The organism is Rummeliibacillus pycnus (assembly GCF_050459865.1).
Lineage (GTDB): Bacteria > Bacillota > Bacilli > Bacillales_A > Planococcaceae > Rummeliibacillus > Rummeliibacillus pycnus_B.
On sequence record NZ_JBCMNM010000125.1, the window covers coordinates 1 to 4,011 of the forward strand.

General features: G+C 33.8%; 4 protein-coding genes. 1 reads left to right on the forward strand and 3 read right to left on the reverse strand.

The window, feature by feature from the left end; translation table 11 throughout:
* Positions 1-82 precede the first annotated feature (82 nt).
* Positions 83-280, reverse strand: a complete 198-nt coding sequence (locus ABE048_RS19895; protein WP_430313035.1) for a DUF6501 family protein — start codon at positions 278-280, stop codon at positions 83-85.
* Positions 281-670: 390 nt separating this feature from the next.
* Here ABE048_RS19895 and ABE048_RS19900 point away from each other — a divergent pair, with 390 nt between their 5' ends.
* Complete coding sequence (locus ABE048_RS19900) at positions 671-958, forward strand: hypothetical protein (protein ID WP_430313036.1); 288 nt, start codon at positions 671-673, stop codon at positions 956-958.
* Between the two features lie 251 nt (positions 959-1,209).
* On the opposite strand, the gene ABE048_RS19905 is transcribed toward ABE048_RS19900, so the two are convergent.
* Complete coding sequence (locus ABE048_RS19905; RefSeq protein ID WP_430313037.1) at positions 1,210-1,989, reverse strand: serine hydrolase; 780 nt, start codon at positions 1,987-1,989, stop codon at positions 1,210-1,212.
* A gap of 15 nt (positions 1,990-2,004) precedes the next feature.
* Positions 2,005-3,774: a DNA helicase RecQ gene (gene recQ / locus ABE048_RS19910; protein WP_430313038.1), complete on the reverse strand. Its 1,770-nt coding sequence runs from the start codon at positions 3,772-3,774 to the stop codon at positions 2,005-2,007.
* Positions 3,775-4,011: the final 237 nt, after the last annotated feature.

Here is a 4,011-nt window from a genome sequence, read left to right on the forward strand (position 1 = left end):
AAATTGATTCAAATAAATATTTTTAAATAAAAAAGCTTTCCGCCTACATTGGGTAAGCGAAAAGCTCCTTCATAGCTTCGATTTATTCGAAGTATTCTTTGTAATAGCCACCAACATGACCTGTGTTATCGATGACAAAATAGAATTCTTCTGTTTCGTTTTTCACTTCATATTCTTTTCCAACTGTAAGTACATTTGAAACTAAATATTTTTTTGCATCTGTATGTTCGCATGTAACTGTTTTAACTGTTGGTGCATTTTTCCAATTTAAATGAATCATTCTTTAAAACAACCTCTCTTAACTAAATACCTATCTAGTCTTATTTTAAACGATTTTATTACGTTTGTCCTAAAATTAAGTTGATTTTTCACGAAAAACTTTGATTAGCTAAATTTAAAAGCTATTTGAAAGGAGCTGAAAAGAAATTATGTTACTATTAAAGAAAGAATTTTTCGGTGGGAGGTGACTGTGGTGTCATTTAGTGGTGTACCTATGTGGTTTTTCATTTTAGCATTTGCTTTTTTTATTATATTTTTTATCGTTGCAGAATGGCTTACAAGAAAATGAAGATATTTTTCATCATAACTTTGTTAGTGTTTAAATCGGTGAATGAGGTGGAATACTGAGCGCATAAACATTTTCTGATCTTGCGTAAAGGATGATTTCACAATGAGACTAACCATTCAGGGGAAGAAATTTATCACTAGATTAACGGCTGATAATAAGTACCATCTACTCCGATTTTATGCAGTAGCAGATCGAAATGGGATGCAGTATGCAGCTGATATCGATACCCCCATTCATACTGATATTATAATGGAGGTAGAAGGAGTTCATGTTGCACTCTCTCCAAAATTACTTCCTGTATTAAAGGATAAAATTATCCATTCTGAAACTGTCAACGGCGTCACTGGAATTGTGTTGTTAGATGAAGAGCATGTACATTTGACGTTATGAAGAGGACAATTCAATGAGATGAATTTGATGTTGAGAGATGCTGAACAATAAGCCTTTCTAGTTGGATATTTTCGTCGATTTTAGCCATTATAGTATTTAATTCTTTTTCACTTATCTTTATTTATCAAAGTGGGTATGAACTGCGAGACTCCTGAAGAAATACATATAAAACATTGGAGTTTTACACCCCAAGTAAAAAGCTACCCAAGTGAATTATTCATTCACTTTTGGATAGCTTTTTTCATTTTCGTTCAACTCTTTAAATAATCTACAATTACTTTTCCAATTTCAGCGATACATTTCTTCCCTGTAAAGCCATCTTCCCAATCTTGAGTTAATACGGCAACGTATATTTTCTTTTCTTGATATTCAATAATCGCTACATCGTGATCTACACCCGTTAAACCACCTGTTTTATGATAGTAATGTATTTCTTCGTCAAATGTGTAGGCTGGTAACATTTCTTCAGATTGTTGATTACCTAATATACGAAGCGCATCCGTTTTTTGTTCTTCGTCAAGGATTCCTCCAGACTCTCCAATCTGTTGGAGCATTATTACCATTTCTTTAGCTGTTGTAGTATTATCTAATCCTTTTAATACAGCCTCTTCGTCCATAAAATAGCGTTCAATCTTACTCGTATGACACCCCATATCCTTCATCAATTGATTTACAGTGTCCATTGAATTTCTATATAACAATGCATTTGAAGCTGTATTATCTGAAACAATTATCATTAACTCCATTAGATTACGGTATGTGAAAGGCAACTTCCCTGTTAAAAATGGAATAACTCCAGCCCCTTCTACAATTAAGCGCTCTGGAATTATCGCTATATCATCTAATTTATCTTCAAAATTCAAGTAACTAGAAAGAAGAATCGGTATTTTTATAATGCTAGCTGATCGAAAAACGGTATCTTCCTTAAAATAAAAAGACTGTTCACCATCTAAAATGGCAACTCCTATTTGCGCATTTGGATACGATGCTACGATTTCTTGACAGCTTGAAGCTAACTTTTGAAATGTCATCTACCCTCCCCCTATTCATACGTTTGATTGAAAATTTGCAATTGCTTTTAAGAATACTTCTCCATATTTTTCTAGTTTATTTTCCCCTACACCATTTACTTCTAAAAACTCACGATTATTTGTTGGTTTTTTTGCACACATATCTTGCAACGATTTGTCTGAAAAAATAACAAAAGGTGGCACATTTGCTTCATCTGCTAATTGCTTTCGGACAATTCTTAGTTCTTCAAATAAAGGATCCGTGCCGCTAATTTGTTTCGTGACAACGATTCCTCTTCTTTTCACTAATCTATTTCCCAAAAGTACTTCTTTTCCTTTGGATGTCACATATACGGTTGGCATCGTCCCCTGATTCACAGCCAACAGTTCCTCAGCAATCATAAATTCCATGAAATTCGTTACTTCTTTGATCGTCATTTCTTTTAAAATTCCATATGTTGATAGACTTTCAAATCTAAAGGCACGAAGCTTTTGATTTTTTGAACCAACTAATACTTGCGCAACCATTGTTTTACCGAATTTTTGCCCCATTCGAATGACACAAGATAAGACTTTTTGGCACTCTTCAGAAACATCAAAAACTTCACGGTCATCCATACAATTGCTACATTTCCCACACTTCTCTTCTATATCGTCACCAAAATAGCTGACAATATATTGTTGTAAACAATTTTCTGTATGACAATAATCAACCATGCTTTGTAACTTTTTCAATTCAGTTGGAATTCTTTCTCGTTCATCTGTTTGATCAATTAAAAAACGTTGTGTTTGAACATCTTGTGGGGCATATAACAAAACGCACTCACTTGGTAGACCATCACGTCCTGCTCTCCCCGCTTCTTGATAATAACTTTCCATATTTTTAGTTATCTGGTAATGAATTACATATCGAACATTCGATTTATCTATACCCATTCCAAAGGCGTTTGTAGCAATCATAACGGATGCTTCATCGTGTAAAAAGCGGTTTTGTTCAGACTGTCGTAGTGATTCAGATAATCCTGCATGATATTTCGCGACTTTAATGCCAGCCTTTTTCAAAACTTCAAAAAGATGATCTACAGTTTTTCTAGTCGCTGCATAGATAATACCTACTTCATGTGCGTTTTTCTTTACAAAATCTTTGACATAACGTTCTTTATTTTGTCCAATAATTACCGAAAAGCTTAAATTTTCACGTGCAAAACCTGTAATAATTGTATTTTCTTCTGCTATATTTAATTGTTCACAAATATCTTCTCGTACTGCTGGGGTTGCCGTAGCAGTTAGTGCTACTACTGTTGGTCTTTTTTGAAAAAGATTCGTTAACCGCCCAATGGCTCTATAACTTGGACGGAAATCATGTCCCCATTGCGAAATACAGTGCGCTTCGTCTACTGCGACTAACGGTACTTTTAGTGATGCTAGTAATTTTGTAAAAGAATCAGATTCAAGTCTTTCAGGTGCAATATATAGAAGTTTATAATGTCCTTCCTTTGCAAACTCAATCGTTTCTTGATATTCTTCTTGACTTAGAGAGGAGTTAATATAAGCTGCTTCAATTCCCATTTCTAGTAATGTATCTACTTGGTCTTGCATAAGGGAGATTAATGGAGAGATTACAATTGTTGTTCCCTCAAGCATTAAAGCTGGAATTTGGTAGCAAACTGATTTCCCACCACCAGTAGGCATTACACATAAACTTGATTCACCATTTAGTACTTGTTCTATTATCCTTTCTTGTCCCAAACGAAATTGTTTGTAACCAAAAAATTGTTGTAAATAAAGCTGAGCTTTTTCGATCATTCAACCTGTCACCTTTCGCTTGTTTTCCTCATTTTATTGTACCATCTTTGCTATTTTTCTGCCTTCAAAATTACAATATTATCCATGAATAAATATGATAATTTCAACATATCTGAGACAATTTGATAAATGGTTTTCTATAAGAAATACGAATATTTTCTAGATAAACAATTCAATAATCCGGATAGTATTTCACTTCTAAAAATTAGTTAGTATGCCGCTACAGATGGCGCTTTC

Bases quoted from the DNA above. Each gene is read 5' to 3' on its own strand.
- ABE048_RS19900 (WP_430313036.1), top strand. From the start codon at position 671: ATGAGACTAACCATTCAGGGGAAGAAATTTATCACTAGATTAACGGCT.
- ABE048_RS19895 (WP_430313035.1), bottom strand. From the start codon at position 280: ATGATTCATTTAAATTGGAAAAATGCACCAACAGTTAAAACAGTTACA.
- recQ (WP_430313038.1), bottom strand. From the start codon at position 3,774: ATGATCGAAAAAGCTCAGCTTTATTTACAACAATTTTTTGGTTACAAA.
- ABE048_RS19905 (WP_430313037.1), bottom strand. From the start codon at position 1,989: ATGACATTTCAAAAGTTAGCTTCAAGCTGTCAAGAAATCGTAGCATCG.